11 protein-coding genes are annotated in these 14,888 nt (G+C 62.9%); 5 read left to right on the top strand and 6 right to left on the bottom strand.

The annotated features are described in order from the left end of the window. Positions 1 to 5 precede the first annotated feature (5 nt). Together C4J84_RS23015 and tam are read left to right on the top strand one after the other, a co-directional pair. On the top strand, positions 6 to 521 hold the full coding sequence (locus tag C4J84_RS23015) for a single-stranded DNA-binding protein (RefSeq protein ID WP_003232445.1): 516 nt from the start codon (positions 6 to 8) through the stop codon (positions 519 to 521). A 92-nt stretch (positions 522 to 613) separates the two neighbouring features. Next, positions 614 to 1,375, top strand: a complete 762-nt coding sequence (gene tam / locus C4J84_RS23010; RefSeq protein WP_124372023.1) for a trans-aconitate 2-methyltransferase — start codon at positions 614 to 616, stop codon at positions 1,373 to 1,375. A gap of 16 nt (positions 1,376 to 1,391) precedes the next feature. On the opposite strand, the gene C4J84_RS23005 is transcribed toward tam, so the two are convergent. After that, a complete protein-coding gene (locus C4J84_RS23005) occupies positions 1,392 to 1,955 on the bottom strand; it encodes a cysteine hydrolase family protein (RefSeq protein WP_124372022.1) in 564 nt (187 codons plus the stop codon). Positions 1,956 to 2,204: 249 nt separating this feature from the next. Here C4J84_RS23005 and C4J84_RS23000 point away from each other — a divergent pair, with 249 nt between their 5' ends. Continuing rightward, positions 2,205 to 3,314 carry a DUF3182 family protein gene (locus C4J84_RS23000; protein WP_124436162.1) on the top strand — a complete coding sequence of 370 codons (1,110 nt, stop codon included), beginning with the start codon at positions 2,205 to 2,207 and terminating at the stop codon, positions 3,312 to 3,314. Further along, a complete protein-coding gene (locus C4J84_RS22995) occupies positions 3,304 to 4,059 on the top strand; it encodes a S9 family peptidase (RefSeq protein ID WP_124364607.1) in 756 nt (251 codons plus the stop codon). The genes C4J84_RS23000 and C4J84_RS22995 overlap by 11 nt, the downstream gene beginning before the upstream one ends. A 156-nt stretch (positions 4,060 to 4,215) precedes the next feature. On the opposite strand, the gene C4J84_RS22990 is transcribed toward C4J84_RS22995, so the two are convergent. Genes C4J84_RS22990 through C4J84_RS22975 form a run of 4 tightly spaced genes read right to left on the bottom strand, consistent with a single transcriptional unit; the run spans position 4,216 to position 8,117 of the window. After that, positions 4,216 to 5,169, bottom strand: a complete 954-nt coding sequence (locus C4J84_RS22990; protein WP_124372020.1) for a lysylphosphatidylglycerol synthase domain-containing protein — start codon at positions 5,167 to 5,169, stop codon at positions 4,216 to 4,218. After that, complete coding sequence (clsB, locus tag C4J84_RS22985) at positions 5,159 to 6,421, bottom strand: cardiolipin synthase ClsB (protein ID WP_124372019.1); 1,263 nt, start codon at positions 6,419 to 6,421, stop codon at positions 5,159 to 5,161. Before clsB ends, C4J84_RS22990 begins: the two co-directional genes overlap by 11 nt. Further along, on the bottom strand, positions 6,418 to 7,194 hold the full coding sequence (locus tag C4J84_RS22980; protein ID WP_124372018.1) for an endonuclease/exonuclease/phosphatase family protein: 777 nt from the start codon (positions 7,192 to 7,194) through the stop codon (positions 6,418 to 6,420). The genes clsB and C4J84_RS22980 overlap by 4 nt, the downstream gene beginning before the upstream one ends. Then, entirely contained in the window at positions 7,191 to 8,117 is a 927-nt protein-coding gene (locus tag C4J84_RS22975) for a DUF72 domain-containing protein (protein ID WP_124372017.1), read from the bottom strand. The genes C4J84_RS22980 and C4J84_RS22975 overlap by 4 nt, the downstream gene beginning before the upstream one ends. A 187-nt stretch (positions 8,118 to 8,304) precedes the next feature. Here C4J84_RS22975 and C4J84_RS22970 point away from each other — a divergent pair, with 187 nt between their 5' ends. Continuing rightward, entirely contained in the window at positions 8,305 to 10,395 is a 2,091-nt protein-coding gene (locus C4J84_RS22970) for a mechanosensitive ion channel family protein (RefSeq protein WP_124372016.1), read from the top strand. 107 nt (positions 10,396 to 10,502) lie between these two features. Here the strand turns inward: C4J84_RS22970 and C4J84_RS22965 are convergent, their stop codons facing one another. Next, positions 10,503 to 14,750, bottom strand: a complete 4,248-nt coding sequence (locus C4J84_RS22965; RefSeq protein ID WP_124372015.1) for a DEAD/DEAH box helicase — start codon at positions 14,748 to 14,750, stop codon at positions 10,503 to 10,505. Between the last annotated feature and the right edge of the window lie 138 nt (positions 14,751 to 14,888).

Genomic DNA, 14,888 nt, shown 5'->3' with positions numbered 1-14,888 from the left:
ACGTTATGGCCCGTGGGGTTAACAAAGTCATATTGGTCGGTACATGCGGCCAGGATCCCGAAGTTCGCTACCTGCCGAACGGTAACGCCGTGACCAACCTGAGTCTGGCGACCAGCGAACAGTGGACCGACAAGCAGACTGGCCAGAAGGTCGAGAAAACCGAATGGCACCGTGTGTCGATGTTCGGCAAGGTTGCCGAGATCGCCGGTGAGTATCTGCGCAAAGGTTCGCAGGTGTACATCGAAGGCAAATTGCAGACCCGCGAGTGGGAAAAAGACGGCATCAAGCGTTACACCACCGAAATCGTGGTCGATATGCAAGGCACCATGCAACTGCTGGGCGGCCGTCCACAGGGCGATCAACAGGGCCAGGGCGGCATGTCCAACTCGGCACCGCGTCCACAGCAGTCGCGTCCGCAGCCAAGCCAGCAGCCTCAGCGTGAGTCGCGCCCAGCGCCACAACAGGCCGCGCCGCAGCCAGCTCCGGATTTCGACAGCTTTGATGACGATATCCCGTTCTGAGGCCTAAACCTCCAGACACAACAAAACCCCCGATAGCCTGGCGTCGGGGGTTTTTTATGGGCGATGCTTAACCACCAAGAGAGGAGAATCCTATGACCTGGTCCGCCAAGCAATACACGATGTTCGAGCAGCAACGCACGCGCCCCGTCCGCGACCTGGTGGCGGCGATTCCCAATACCGACGTGGGCACAGCCGTCGATTTGGGCTGTGGCCCCGGCAATTCCACCCAGGTGCTGACCGAGCGCTTTCCCCATGCGCACATCACCGGCATGGACAGCTCCGACGACATGTTGATCGACGCGCGCAAACGCTTGCCGACGCTCAGCTTCGAATTGGCGGATATCGGCGCCTGGACCCCGGCGCAGCAGTTCGACGTGATTCTCGCCAATGCTTCCCTGCAGTGGCTGCCTGACCACGCCACGCTCTATCCGCATCTGGTCCATCAACTGACCCCCGGCGGCACGCTGGCGATACAGACGCCGGACAACCTCGACGAGCCTGCCCACCGGCTCGCCCGCGAAGTCGCGGCGCAGGGACCATGGGCTGCAAAGATCGGCGCGGTCAAGCATAACGAGCGACATTCGGCGAGCTATTACTACGAGCTGCTGAGTCGGTACTGCACTACCGTCGACGTATGGCGCACCACCTACCAACATCCGCTGGCAGACCACGCGGCCGTGGTGGAGTGGTTCAAGGCTTCAGGGCTGCGACCCTTCCTGGCCCCCCTGAATGATGGCGAACAAGCTGCGTTCCTGCAGGAGTACCAGGCGCGGATTAGCAACGCTTACCCAGCCCTGAGCGACGGCACCGTGTTGCTGCCATTCCCGCGCCTGTTCATCATCGCCACGCGCTGAGGTTACTCAGCGGCGGTCAAGCCACCGCCGCTTGGGCCTTCAGATAGTCATTTGTCGACACCACGCCCGCATACCCGAAGGCCAGCGACGCCATGTATGCGCCATGCACTTGCGCGGCGGGAATCACCTGCCCATTGAATTCCTGGTCGCGGGTCGCGCACGCATCGTGGATCACCGTGACCTTGTAGCCCAAGTCCGCTGCTGCCCGCACCACCGCATCGATGCACATATGGCTCATACTGCCGACCACAACCACGTCGGTGATGCTGCGCTGTTCCAGCAACTCGCGCAGGTTGGTCTGGCGAAAAGCATTCACAAAATGCTTGAGCACCACCGGCTCATTGCCCTGGTTCAGCACTTTGGCATGCAGATGAGCACCTTCTGAGCCCGGCGTGAAGAACGGCGCGTCATCGCCTTCGAACTCGTGACGAACGTGAATCACGGCATCCCCGGCCTGACGAAAGGCCTGCAGCACTCGCGCAGCGTTGTCCGCGGCGGCCTCCACACCATCAAGCGGCCACTTGCCCTGGGGGAAGTAGTCGTTCTGGACATCGATCAGGATGAGTGCTTGCTTGGCCATGTGAATTGCCTCGTGATGGGTTGATAGGCCCAGTATCTTAGCTGGCGCCGTCGCCGGATATGGGGTGCGATTCATGTGAATCGTGCAGAACGCCGCATACCCGCAGCAGCGTCGTGCAGAATGACGCAGGCTAACTGCTATTGCGTTTGCTCCAACTGTTTGATTTTCAAACGATCCTCCTCAACCAGATATTGGCCTGATCCCTGCTACGCTTCCCCCACATACATGGCCGAATGCCAAGGGGGACGCATGACCCCAATTTCACCGAAAAAATGGCTAGTCGCTCACTCGACACGCGCTGGCGCACCCCAGCATGAAGTCGACACCAATCGCGCCCTGGCGCGCTGGCTGGCGCAGATACTGGGGCTCAAGTTCGGCGGCAGCTACGATCCACAGAAGCATGCTGGCCGCGATCTGTACCTGCTTCCCACACAAACCCTGGTGGGGGCGGCCCAAGCCCGCGCGCTCAATATCAAGGGCCCGCAAGACCTGTGGGGCGGTTATGTCGATCACGGGTTCATCTGCACCAAAGCCATCAGTCATGGCCTGCTGGGCCCAGAAGCCAAGGCGCCGGAAGGCTGGTCGCCGTTGTTCAGTGAGCGGGTGCGCGACGTGGTACTCGATGGCTTGAGTGTCTTCGCTGTGGAGGATGCACGGCCGGCCGCCACGCGCTTGCTCTACAGCGGGCCGATTCGCTTGAAACCCGTGAACGCCTGCGCTGGGCGCGGCCAGCAAGTCATTCGCAGCCTCGACGAATTCGACGCCCTATTAGCGCGTCCCGAAGCGGCGGGGATGTTCGACGATGGCGTGGTGCTGGAACAAGACCTGCACGACGTGGTCACTCACAGTGTAGGCCAGAGCTTTATTGGCGATCAGGTGCTGAGCTACTGCGGCGAGCAATACCTGACCCGGGACGGGCAGGGGGAGGACGTTTATGGCGGCTCTCAACTGCTGGTGGTGCCCGGTGGCTACGACGACCTGCTCACGCTGGACCTGCCCGATGATGTGCGTGAAGCCGTCAGGCAAGCACAGGTCTTCGACAGTGCTGCCGACGAAGCCTACCCGGGCTTCTACGCCTCGCGGCGCAACTACGACATCGCCCAGGGCCTGGACAGCGACGGCCAGCGCCGCAGTGGCGTGCTCGAGCAATCCTGGCGCATGGGCGGGGCCAGCAGCGCGGAAGTCGCGGCGCTGCAGAGCTTTATCAACAACCCGAGCCTTACGGCGATCCGTGTGGCCTCGGTGGAAACCTACGTGGACCAGGCGCTGCCGGCGGATGCCATCGAGGTGTACCGAGGCCCGGCTGAAAACAGCGATTTTTTACTCAAATACGTGACGGTTGAGGCTTATGACGGCTAGAAGCGAGAGCATTGCGATCGATATAGACGACGAACAGATGAGCGGGACCTTCCTGAGCCCCAAATCCAAAGTGCCGGGCGTGCTGTTCGTGCATGGCTGGGGCGGGAGCCAGGAGCGCGACCTGGAACGGGCCAAAGGCATCGCGGGGCTCGGTTGCGTGTGTCTGACCTTCGACCTGCGCGGCCACGCCGGCACCGGGATCCCGCTGTCCCGCGTGACCCGTGAAGATAACCTGCGCGACCTGCTGGCCGCCTATGACCGCCTGCTGTCCCACCCGGCGATCGACACCTCGGCGGTGGCGGTGGTGGGCACCAGCTACGGCGGCTACCTGGCGGCCATCCTCACCTCATTGCGCCCGGTGCGCTGGCTGGCGTTGCGTGTGCCGGCGCTGTACCGCGACCAGGAATGGCTCAAGCCCAAGCGTGACCTGGATAAAGCCGACCTGATGGACTACCGCAGCACCCTGGTGCGTGCCGAAACCAACCGCGCCTTGCATGCCTGCGCGCAATTTACCGGCGATGTACTGATCGTCGAATCGGAAACCGACGACCACGTGCCCCACGCCACCATCATGAGCTACCGCGCGGCGTGCCAGCAGACCCATTCCCTGACCCATCGCATCATCGACGGCGCCGACCATTCATTGAGCGATCCGGTGTCGCAGCAGGCCTACACCTCGATCCTGGTGGACTGGATCACCGAGATGGTAGTGGGCGAGCGGTTGAGCATCATTCAGTCGCAATAAGCCAGTGACGTAGATCGTTCCCATGCTCTGCGTGGGAATGCCTCCCGGGACGCTCCGCGTCCAGCCAAGCTAATGCGCACGGGTGACGCAGAGCGTCCCGGGCTGCATGGCCACGCGGAGCGTGGGGACGATCAGTCTGTCTGTTTCAACTTCGTATCAGGCTGTCTTCTTGACCCGCAACGCCTTGGCCTTCGCTTCCACACCCAAATACATCACCAGTGCGATCAGCAGCGGGCAAATAAAATAGATCGCCCGATAAGCAATCAACCCGGCCAGCAAACTCCCGCGTGACGCCTCATGCTGCAACAGCCCAATGAATACCGCTTCGAGCACGCCAAGCCCCGCCGGAATATGCGTGAGCACCCCGGCAATCGCGCTGATCAGCAGCACTCCCAGCACCAGCGGATAGTCCAGTTTCGACGGCAACAGTGTGAAAATCACCGCCGCCATCAGCGCCCAATTCAACGCGCCCAGCATCAATTGCAAACACGCCATGCGCAGCGACGGCAGGTTGATTTCCATGCCGCGAATCGTCCACGCGCGCTTTTTCGAAAACCGGCAGGCGGCCAGGTAGCCCAGGCTGGCCAGTACCAGCAGCGCGCCGATGCCTTGCAGTGCCGTGGTGCTGACCTTCCAGCCCGGCGGCATGGTGACCAGGCCGCTGCTGAAAATCACCCCCGAGATAGCCATATAGCCGAACCAGTTGGTCGCCAGGCTCAGTCCCAGGATCTTGGCGATGTTGCTGGTGCTCACCCCCAGGCGCGAGTACAGGCGATAACGCATCGCGATGCCGCCCACCCACGCGCTCAGGTTGAGGTTGAACGCGTAGCTGATGATCCCCACCGGCAGGATCTGCTTCCAGCGCAACGGCTGACGAATGTAGGTGCGGCCGATCAAGTCAAAGCAGGCGTAGACGATAAAGCTGCACACGGTGAGCGCGCTGGCGATCAGCAAGGTGCGCACTTTGAATTCGCTCAGGGTCTGCAGCACTTCGCTCCAGTCGATGCGCCGGGCAAGCAGGGTGAACAGCACGATCAGCAGCAGGAAGAACGCAATGGTCAGGGGTTTCTTCCAGCGCTGGAACCGTGAGCCGTGTTTTTCAGACGTCATGGGCCGGACTCTCAATGGGTTTCAAACGCGGTTTGTGCGCTGGCAGCCAGCCGGTCAGGACCGGGAAATGACGCATTACATGAAACACCAGGAAACCCACGGTCAGGCGCCACAACCACAGGCGGGGTTTGCGCTTCTCCGGCATGGTCTGGCAGTGGTTTCTGGCCAGCGCTTCGAGGCTTTCGTACAACTGCTGATTGAACGCCCGATCCCGAATCAGCACATTGGCTTCCAGGTTCAATGCCAGGCTCAACGGGTCCAGATTACTTGAGCCCACCGTACTCCAGTCATCGTCCACCAAGGCGACCTTGCCGTGCAGCGGGCGCTGGCAGTATTCATGAATCACCACGCCATCCTTGAGCAGATAGTCATAGAGCATGCGCGCCGCCAGCTTGGCGAGCAGCACATCCGGCTGGCCTTGCATGATCAACTGGACGTGCACGCCACGGCGGGCGGCGTTGCGGATTTCGCGCAGCAGGCGGTAGCCGGGGAAGAAATACGCGTTGGCGATCACGGCGCGTGTACGGGCTTTGCTCAGGGCGTGGATATAGGCTTCTTCGATGTCATCGCGATGCTGCACGTTGTCGCGATAAATCAGGCGCACCAAGCCGTCTTCCTCAGACGTGGCCCACGGCGCAGGGCGTTGCGGGCGCCGCCGCCAGCCACGCCGAGTGCGCACCTGACGACCACTTTGCGCCAGGGCGAAGTGGTGCAGGTCGGCTACTGCCGGGCCGACGATTTGCACCGCATAATCCTGCTTGGCTTCAGGGCCGAAGTCGCCCAGGTGGTCGGCGGAAAAGTTGATGCCGCCGATGAAGGCCACAGCGGCATCCACCACCACTATTTTGCGGTGCAGGCGGCGAAACCAGTTGGTGCGGATGCCCAGCGTTTTCGAGGCCGGATCGAACATCTGCACCGCCACCCCGGCCTCGGCCAGCTCGCGCAAAAACGAAACACTCAATTCGCCGCAACCAAAGCCATCAAGGCTGGCAACCACCTTTACCCCGCGCTGCGCCGCCTCGATCAAGATGTCTTTGAGCTCAAAGCCGACCTTGTCTTCGAAGAGGATAAACGTCTCCAGCAGAATCTCGCGCTGTGCCGCGCGCATGGCCTCGAACACCTTGGGGAAGTAGGCCTCGCCATTCTCCAGCAGTTCGATTTGATTGCCACTCTGCCAGCCGTAATCCAGGTCACGCGCCTTGGCGTCATCCGGCGGTTGATCGGTGGCGATATGTTCTACAGCAACGTTCATAGCTCAATCTCCACCGACAGCGGCACATGGTCCGAGAGGTGCGACCAGGGCCGCGTGGTCAGCACGCGGGGGTTATGCACCTTCAAATTGCGCACGTAAATGCGGTCCAGCGGCAACAGCGGCAGGCGCGCCGGAAACGTGCGCGCAGGTTTGCCCAGGGTGTCGGCGAAGACCTCCTTGAGGCCGCTTTGGCTGAGGTCGGCGCGCTGGCGCCAGTCGTTGAAATCGCCGGCGACCACCAGCGGCGCGTCAGCCGGAATCTCGCTGATGCGCTGCTCCAGCAAGCGCAATTGCTGCTGGCGATGCACCTCACGCAAGCCCAGGTGGATGCAGATCGCATGCACCTGCTGCCCGCTGCCCGGCAGGCGCAGGACGCAATGCAGCAGGCCACGGTTTTCATGGCCGCTTTGGGAGATGTCGAGGTTGTCGTGACGGATGATCTGGAATTTCGACAGCAACGCGTTGCCGTGGTCGCCGTGGGGGTAGACCGCGTTGCGCCCGTAGGCGAACTGCGGCCAGATGCTGTCGGCGAGGAACTCGTACTGCGGCATCTTCGGCCAGTCGCTGTAGCGCTGGGGATGGCGCTCGTGGGTGCCGTGGATTTCCTGGAGGAACACCATGTCGGCGCCGACGCTGCGCACCGCTTCGCGCAGTTCGGGCAGGATGAAGCGTCGATTCAAGGCGGTGAAGCCCTTGTGGATATTGACCGTCAGCACGGTAAAGCGCGTGATGGCGGTGGTGGGCGTGGGCGGGATCAACTCCGGCTGGGTCATGCCAGCACCCCCGGCTCGGGCAGTCGTCCGGGCTCCGTCAGCAGGTTGGTATCCAGCCCGAAGCGCTGCAGCAATTGGCGGGCATCGTAAGGTGCGCGCACCTTGATGTCGTTGTCGAAAAAGCAGAATACGTCGCGCTGTTTGCGGGCGCGTGGCTTGTGTTTCGGATCAATCAGGTGCGCATCCGTGGGCTGTTTGCCGTGACGCCAACGCTCGATGCGGTCGCCCCAGCGCTTGAGGGCTTCGTCGGTATAGCCGCTGGCGTACAACTGTTTGTCGCCATGCAAACGCAGGTACATGAAGTTGGCGGTAACGTCTTCGGCATACGGCCACTTGCCAGCGGTGTCCGCCACCACCAGGGCCACGCCGTACTTATCCAACAGCTGCACGAACTCAGGCACCGCAAAACTTGCGTGACGAATTTCCACGGCATGGCGCATGGGTCGCTTGCCGTAGGCCTTCATGCTCGCCTTGCCATTCAGGCGCGGCTCATGCTGATGGGCGAGGGCGGCCGCCTGCTGGGTGTCGGTGGGCAGTTCGGCGAGGAAGGCTTCGAACAGGGGCGGGTCGAACTTGAAGCTGGGCGGGAACTGCCAAAGGATCGGCCCAAGCTTTTCTTTCAACTCCAGTACCCCGGAGGCGAAGAAATTCGCCATGGGCTTGTGCACCTCCCGCAGGCGCAGGATGTGCGTGATATAGCGTGGGGCCTTGACGCTGAACAGGAAGCCTTCAGGCGTGTCGGCATACCACTCGGCGTAGCGCTTGGGCGTTTGCAGCGCATAGAACGAACCGTTGATTTCAATGCCGTTGACGGCGCGTGACGCAAACTGCAACTCGCGTTTCTGGGTCAAGCCTTCGGGGTAGAAATCGCCCCGCCAGGGCGTGTAGCGCCAGCCGGAAATGCCGATATGAATCGCCGCCATGCTTACTCCCATTGATGTAGGGTCGATTGCCCTGCGTTTTGGGATGACTGTGAATTTTGACCGAAAGTTTCCACATTCCTACAAACGGTCGAGCGTCCGAAGGTAGGAAGCAGGTGGTTGAATCAGGGGAACGATCACGGCTCAAACCCGTCAGTTCCTAACAGACCCTCTGAAGGAGCCCGGTGTTTTGCTGAATTTCAAGACTGCATTACTGCTCGGCGCGCTGCTGTTCTGCGGCAATGGCGCACTGTATGCCGCAGCCACCGCGCCTGAGCCCGAAGCCCCGGCCAAGCCGGAATTGCTGGTGGAGGGCGGCCTGCTGGGGGCCATCAGCTCCAGCATCGACGATGTGCAGCAGAAGCTGGACCTCAACCAGAATTTCATCGACGAATGGCGCCTGCGCGCCGACCGCGCCGCCAACGAAGTAGGGCGGCTGGTCAACCAGACGGCCGCGCGCTCGCCGTGGAGCGTGGTCGGGGATTTTCTGTTGCTCTCGGCGGTGTGGATCGGCGCCTTTGCGCTGTTGACCCTGCTAGGGCGCCTGATCGTCCGGCGCTTGAGCCAGCGGGTGTTTTTCCAGCGCCGGGCGCGCCTGCTGGCGGTGCTGGGGTACGTGGTGCCTTACACCATCCCGGCGGTTATCTGCCTGCCGTTGACGCTGTCTGTCAGCCACTTTCTAGTCAACTCCGTGGGCCGGGCGCTGGCGCTGTGTTTTGCCTACGCCACCAGTAGCGGCATCTTTTCCACCTCAATGCTGCTGTGCGTCATTGTCATGTTCAACCTCGGCCACAAGCGCCCGGCGGTGCAGATCATTCGCGACTACTGCCCCAAACCGCTGTTTCTGATCGGCTTCCTCGCGGCCCTCAGCGATGCACTGACCAGCCCGCAGATCGCCCGCCAGTTCGGCGGCAATATCACCAGCAGCATCGCCGTGTTTACCGGCCTGTTCGCCACGCTGATCTTCGGCGTGCTGGTGGTGCGCCTGCGGCGTCCGGTGGCACATTTGATTCGTAATCGGCCGCTGGCCCAGCGCCTCAAACACCCGGCGTTGCAACAGTCATTGCGAGTATTTTCCGGGCTCTGGTATTGGCCGATTCTGCTGATGGTGCTGGTCTCGGCGATCAACCTGATCGGTGCCGGCGACGACAACCAAAAGGCCCTACGCTGTGCCTTGTTCACCACGATCCTGCTGATCGGCACCGTGTTCCTCAGTACCGTGCTGCAACACCTGTTCAAGTCGCGCAGCCAAGTGGCGATCCAGCGCAGCAGCGCGTACAAGGAGCGCTTCCTCAGCCTGTTGCACGCGATATTGCGCATCGTCATGGCCATCGCCTTTATTGAAATCCTCGGGCGGATCTGGGGCGTGTCGTTGTTCGAGTTTGCCCAGCGCAACTCGGTGGGCCGGGCGATCAGCGATTCCCTCAGCAGCATCGGCCTGATCCTGCTGATGACCTGGCTGTTCTGGGTGGTGCTTGATACGGCGATTCAGGAAGCGCTCAAACCCCCGGTGAACAAGCGCTCCAGCCGCCAGCCCAGCACCCGCGTGAAAACCATCCTGCCGCTGCTGCGTAACGCGGTGAAGATTATCCTCGTGGTGATTTGTGCGATCACCACCATGGCCAACCTGGGCATCAACGTCGCGCCGCTGCTGGCGGGTGCCGGTGTGGTCGGCCTGGCCATCGGTTTCGGTTCGCAGCAGTTGGTGCAGGACGTGATCACCGGCCTGTTCATCATCATCGAAGACACCTTGTCGATCGGCGACTGGGTGGTGCTCGACTCCGGCCATGCCGGCACCGTCGAGGGCCTGACCATCCGCACCCTGCGCCTGCGCGACGGCAAGGGCTTCGTGCATTCGGTGCCGTTCGGGCAGATCAAAGCCGTCACCAACCAGTCGCGGCAGTTCGCTTATGCGTTCTTCTCGGTGCAGTTCACCTACGACACCGATGTGGACAAAGCCGTGGAGCTGATCCGCGAGGCCGGGCAGTCGATCCGCGACGATGTGTTCCTCAAGTACAACCTGCAAGGGCCGCTGGAGGTGTTTGGGGTCGACAAGATGGACCTCAACGGCGTGGTGCTGACGGCGCAGTTCCGTACCGTGTCGGGTGGGCAATATGCGGTGAGCCGTGCGTTTAACCAGCGTCTGAAAAAGCTTGTGGATAACTGCGATGAGGTGCATTTCGCGCAGACTTATCCACAGCAGGTGTTGTTGCCCAAGCGCACTGCCCAAGTGGATGAGCCGGAGGCGGTGATGCTGACCGAGCAGCCTCGCTCGCAATAATTGTGTTGCTTTAGCTGAAGCCATCGGGGGCAAGCCCCCTCCCACATTTTGATCTGTGAACGCAATCAACTGTGGGAGGGGGCTTGCTCCCGATGAGGCCCTCAAACTCAATGCCGGATCAACTTCTCCTGCACCGCCTGCCGATCCACCTCCGACAAAATCTGCTGCTTACCGCCCACCATCACCGCCGCCGGCACCCCATCCCGATACACAATCCGATTGCCACTCACCGCCGGCACCTTGTTGCCTGGTAACAGCGTACCTACCAGATTCAACGGATCCGCCCCGCACACGGCAATCAAGCTGCCGTCGTGAGGGCGCCGCCTTACTTCGCGCAGCAACGGGATAGCCTCCGGCAATGCAAACTGCTCACCCGCCAACCCGCTGACAAACCGTCCGCCGCGAATTTCGCCCCGGGCCTCCAGCCGATGGAAAGTGCGCAGCAATTCGCGCCAGCTCGGCAGCCAGTCCGCCTCGCGCTCCAGCAAGCGCCAGAACACCACGCCATAGCGGCGCAGCAGGGTCATCGCCACATGTTCCAGCGTCTCGGCCGAATGCGCACCGGCGTCGCTCGGCGCGCGGCGGATCAAGGCCCAGCGCCCGGCGTCGTCCATGCCGCCGATAAACGCGCCGCGCCCACGCCGGCTGCTGCGCGCCTGGCGTTTGCTGGCGGGTGTGGTCAGGGCGCGCAGCCCGGCGAAGCTGTCGGCATTGACCAGGCCCGCGCCGACCAACTCCTGCAACGCGGTTTCCAGCTCGCTGCGCAGCAGATGGGCTTCATGCACCAGCTCATCGAAAAACAACGCGCCCTGTTCGCGCAGGGCTAAATGGACCTTTTGCGCCTTGGGCGACAGCGTTGTGCTGTCCGTCTGTTCGGTCAGCCCGCTCCACAGCGGCACCTGGCTGCGCGGCAACAGTACGATCGGCGTGCTGCGCAAGGCCATGGCGCTGGCCTTGTGGCTCAGGCGTGTCCACACCAGCTTGCCGCTGCGGCACAAGTCGTCGAGCCAGGTCGACGAGTAGTCCTTGATCCGCGCGCTGAGCAGGTCACTGTCCCAGGCCGAAGTAGCAGCGGCATAGCCTTCGAACTGACCGACGATTTGCGGCAACACCGCGCTGCCTTGGCCGCGCGTGTGGTCGGACAGGTGCTGCCAGTCGAACAGAAAACGCATGAAGTCCTGCAGCGCCACCGGTTCGATTTCCCGGCGCAGGCGCTTGACCGTGTAGCGATGAATACGCGCCAGCAGGTGCCGTTCGCACCATTGCTCCTCAACGGCGCCGGGGCTGAAGTGCCCGCGCAGCACATAGCCTTCCTGCTCCAGCCGCGCCAGAGCCTGGGCCACGGTGGCGGCGGGCAACGCCAGCGGCGCGGCAATCTCGGGCAGCGTCAACGGGCCGAAACCGCCCAGGCGTGCGCGCAGCACTTCTACCAACGCCTCATCGAATGTCCACGGCTCATCGAAACCGGGCAGCAGCGGCAGAGTGTGCGGGTAAATCGCCTGCAAACAGCTCAAGCGTTCCACGGCCACCCATAGGCCGTTGGGCAGCGGGTAAGCGCGTCCGGCCTCGGTCAATGCTTGCAGCCACTCGGCCCATTGCGGCGTGACTTCCTGGCCTGCAATGCAGGCAAGGCTCATCAGCGCTTCGTGCATTTCATCCGGCCCCTGGGGCGCCGGCCAGGCCTCTTCGCGTACGCCGGCGATGGCCTCGGCATCCAGTGCGCCGAGGTCGTCGGTACTTTGCGGGTCGCTCCAGCGGCGGTTGAGCACGGCCTGGGTGCGGCGTTCTTCCAGCGGCGCGTCATCGAGGAAGGTGTAGGGGCGCGCGCTGAGAATCTCGGCGGCCATCGGCGAAGGCGCGGGCAGGTCGCGGCTGACCATGCGAATGTCGCCCGCTTCCATGCGCCGCAGCAGGGCCAGCCAGCCATCGCTGTCCATGGCTTCGTGCAGGCAGTCGTCGAGGGTTTGTTCCACCAGCGGATGGTCGGGCACTTCGCGTTCGCCGGCGAGGTTTTCCAGGCAGGCAATCTGGTCGGGAAACACACTGGCGATCAGGTCTTCGCTTTTCATGCGCTGGATCTGCGGCGCCACCTTGCGCCCGCCGGTATAGCGCGGCAACGCCAGCGCCACGCCGGCGTTCCAGCGCCAGCGCACACCGAACAGCGGTGCATCCAGCACCGCCTGGATCAGCAGGTGCTCAGCGCTATTGCTGTTGAGGTAACGCCACACTTTATCGAGGGCGAAGCTGTGACTGGTGGACAGCGACAGCACGATCGCATTTTCGCTGGCCGCCGCTTGCAGCTCGAAGTTGAAAGTGCGGCAAAATCGCTTGCGCAGGGCCAGGCCCCAGGCGCGGTTGATGCGGCTGCCAAAGGGCGTGTGGATGATCAACTGGGTGCCGCCGGACTCGTCGAAAAACCGCTCCATGATCAACGTGTCCTGGGACGGCAACGCGCTGAGGGCCAGGCGTGCGCGGGCCAGGTAATCCAGTATTTGTTCGGCGCTGGCGCGGTTCAAACCCAGCGTATCAGTGAGCCAGCCCTGCGCCGGGAGCAGGTCGCCGGGGCTGGCGCTGAGCAGCTGATCCAGCTGCCCCTGCAAACGGGCCACCGCCGCCGACAACTCATTGCTGCGCCCCGGCGCTTCACCCAGCCAGAACGGAATGGTCGGCGGCTGGCCGTGGGCGTCCTCGACCCGCACCTTGCCGGCTTCTACCCGCAGGATGCGGTACGACGTATTGCCCAACTGGAAAATATCGCCCGCGATGCTTTCCACCGCGAAGTCTTCGTTGACGCTGCCGATGTTCAGGCTCTGGGGCTCCAGCAGCACGCTGTAGTCGGCGTTGTCGGGGATGGTGCCGCCGCTGGTCACCGCCGTGAGCCGGGCGCCACGGCGGCCGCGCAGGGTATGGGTCACGGCGTCACGGTGCAGATAAGCGCTGCGGATACCCTGGCGCCCGTTGTAGCCCTCGGCAAGCATGTGCAGCAGCGCCTGGTAGTGGCGCTGATCCAGCTCGGCATACGGCGCGGCGCGGCGGATCAGCGTCAGCAGGAGCGCTTCCGACCATTCGCGGGCGCTGACCTCGGCGATGATCTGCTGGGCCAGCACGTCCAGCGGCGCCACGGGGATGTGCAAGGTGTCGAGTTCGCCACGGCGTACGCAATCGAGGAGGGCGGCGCATTCGATCAGGTCGTCGCGGGTAGTGGCAAACAGGCGGCCCTTGGGCGTGCCGCCGACCTGATGCCCGGAGCGGCCGACCCGTTGCAGAAAGCCGTTGATCGAGCCGGGCGAGCCGATCTGGCAGACCAGGTCCACATCGCCGATATCAATCCCCAGCTCCAGGGACGCGGTAGCGATCAGCACTTGCAGCTCACCGGCCTTGAGGCGTTGCTCGGCGTCCAGGCGCATTTCCTTGGCCAGGCTGCCATGGTGGGCGGCCACCGCCGTTTTGCCCAGGCGCTCGCTCAGGTGCCGCGCCAGGCGTTCGGCCAGGCGTCGCGTGTTGACGAATATCAGGGTGGTGCGGTGTTCACGGGCCAGTTCGGCGAGGCGGTTATAGACCAGTTCCCACACATCATTGGCCATCACTGCCGAGAGCGGCACCGGTGGCACTTCTATATCCAGGTCGCGCGGGCGGGCGTGGCCGATGTCGACGATGGTGCATTCGCGCCCGGTGCCGACCAGAAACCGCGAGACCGCTTCGATGGGCTTTTGCGTGGCCGACAGGCCGATGCGCGTCAGCGGCTCGGCGCACAGCGCTTGCAGGCGCTCCAGGCTCAGCGCCAGGTGACTGCCACGCTTGCCGGCGGCAATCGCATGGATTTCATCGACGATCACCGTGCGCGTGCTGGCGAGCATCTGCCTGCCCGAGTCCGAACCGAGCAGCACATACAGCGATTCCGGGGTGGTGACCAGGATATGCGGCGCGCGCTTGCGCATCTGGGCGCGATCTTTTTGCGGGGTGTCGCCGGTGCGCACTGCGGTGCGGATCACCAACGGCGGCAGGCCTTGTTTCTCGAGGTGCTCGGTGATGCCTGCCAGTGGGTTTTGCAGATTGATCTGAATATCGTTGGAGAGTGCCTTGAGCGGCGAAACGTAGACCACCAGGGTTTCATCGGGCAATTGGCCGCCGTTAGCCAGACCCTGGTGGACCAGGTCGTCCAGCACCGCGAGAAAGGCGGTCAGGGTCTTGCCCGAACCGGTCGGCGCGGCGATCAGCGTCGAGCGGCGCTGCCGGATCAGCGGCCACGCCTGGGCCTGCGCGCCGGTCACCGAGGGGAAGGTACTGCGGAACCAGGTACTGACGGCGGGGTGGAAGCCGTCCAAAGCACTGTCCGTTGATTCGGGAAAGTTCATGTAGTGATTGATGCCACCTGCTCCAACAAGTTGCAAACACCTACTTTGTCCGTGACGGTTGCGCTACAAACCCGCAAAATGCAACGATTCTGGAATAAACCTACGGCAAGGCTCACGCGCCTGCCGACACAACCATCG

This window comes from Pseudomonas sp. R11-23-07 (assembly GCF_003852295.1).
In the GTDB taxonomy this organism is placed as follows: Bacteria; Pseudomonadota; Gammaproteobacteria; order Pseudomonadales; family Pseudomonadaceae; genus Aquipseudomonas.
The sequence above is the reverse complement of the archived record's forward strand: the minus strand, read 5'-3'. Positions and strand labels throughout refer to the sequence as shown.